Annotated in this window: 2 protein-coding genes; both read right to left on the reverse strand. The window is 32.3% G+C overall.

Annotation, left to right across the window (positions count from 1 at the left end; all coding sequences use genetic code 11):
* Positions 1–192: 192 nt before the first annotated feature.
* Positions 193–678 (reverse strand): 1,2-phenylacetyl-CoA epoxidase subunit PaaD, encoded by a 486-nt coding sequence (gene paaD / locus B0A58_RS15340; RefSeq protein WP_089081771.1) that lies wholly within the window; start codon positions 676–678, stop codon positions 193–195.
* 39 nt (positions 679–717) lie between these two features.
* Positions 718–1455 (reverse strand): 1,2-phenylacetyl-CoA epoxidase subunit PaaC, encoded by a 738-nt coding sequence (gene paaC / locus B0A58_RS15345; protein ID WP_089081772.1) that lies wholly within the window; start codon positions 1453–1455, stop codon positions 718–720.
* Between the last annotated feature and the right edge of the window lie 25 nt (positions 1456–1480).

Consider the following 1480-nt stretch of genomic DNA (forward strand, 5'->3'; position numbering starts at 1 on the left):
TTGAATCATAATGCTGAATTTTATTTATACCAAATATACATATAAAATAGTCCAATCTACTTGTTCTTTTTTGCTAAAATTATTCAAAAAAAATAGTTCCGTAGCCCAGCTATGCAACGATTTTTTTTGAAAATTTTTTCTAAAAAATAACTACGCATCTTTGGACTATTTTATAAATATATTTGGTATTATTTACTTTAAACATTTAAAATAATCAAAAGGTTCCAAACAATCCAAACATTTGAATAAAGCCTTACAAGCTGTTGAACCAAATTGACTGATTAAAACCGTGTTTTGGGCTGCACATTGTGGGCACTGAACCAGTTTTTGTTGATTCAAAAGTACTGCTTTGTCTGCCTCTTCGGTTAGCGGTGGTGCAATTCCGTATTTTTGTAAGTTGTTTTTACCTTTTTCGGTTATCCAATCTGTTGTCCAGGCAGGTGATAAAATCAATTTAATTTTTGTTTTGATTTGGTGTTTTTCAAATGCTTTTTCAATGTCGGCACTAATAGTATCCATGGCAGGACAGCCACTGTATGTTGGTGTAATATCTATATGTAATATGTCGTTTTCAAAAATTACTTTTCTTACAACTCCTAAATCTATTATTGACAAAACAGGAATTTCTGGATCGTATATTTGACTTAATATTTCAAAATATTGTGGTGCTATATTCATTTTATTTCATTGAAAAAATTCATTTTATAAGGACAAAGTTTACCAATTCATATTGGGATAACTGCGTTGCATGTATTGCATTTCTGTAAGGATATAGCCAAAATGCTCACTATGAATCCCTTTTTTGCCGCCTTTTAGGAAATAGTCTATATTAGGAATTTCTAAAGTAGCCTCAATCAAAATGGCTTTGATTTGATCATAATAAGTGGATTTGAATACATTGGCATCAATGCCAATTCCTGCGGCAATCATTTGACAATCTGCCGCTGTGGCATCAAATAATTCATCTGTATATACCCACAAATCGTTTATAGCTTTTTGCATTCTTATATGGCTTTCTTGTGTACCGTTTCCTAAACGTAACACCCATTCAGACGAAAAAAGGACATGGTATTTTACCTCCTTGAGGCTTTTTTGAGCAATAGCAACCAGTTGTTGATCTTTGCTATATTGTAAATTTTCGAGCAGAAGTTGATGGAAAATATCAAATAAAAACTGACGAGTAATAGTATATGCAAAATCAATATTGGGCTGTTCTACCAAAAGGACATTTTGATAAGCAGTCTCTTGTCTTAAAAAAGCCAATTGGTCTTCGTTTGTGTCTTGATCGGAAAAAGAGGCAGCATATTGATAATAACTTCGAGTTTGTCCAAACAAATCTAAAGCAATATTTGTAAGGGCAATATCTGTTTCTAAACTTGGACCATGACCACAAAGTTCGCCTAATCGCTGCCCTAAAATAAGCGAATTATCAGCAATTCCTAACAGATATGCAATTAAATCTTTCGAGTTATTTACATAA

This window comes from Flavobacterium branchiophilum NBRC 15030 = ATCC 35035 (assembly GCF_002217205.1).
Classification (GTDB): Bacteria; Bacteroidota; Bacteroidia; order Flavobacteriales; family Flavobacteriaceae; genus Flavobacterium; species Flavobacterium branchiophilum.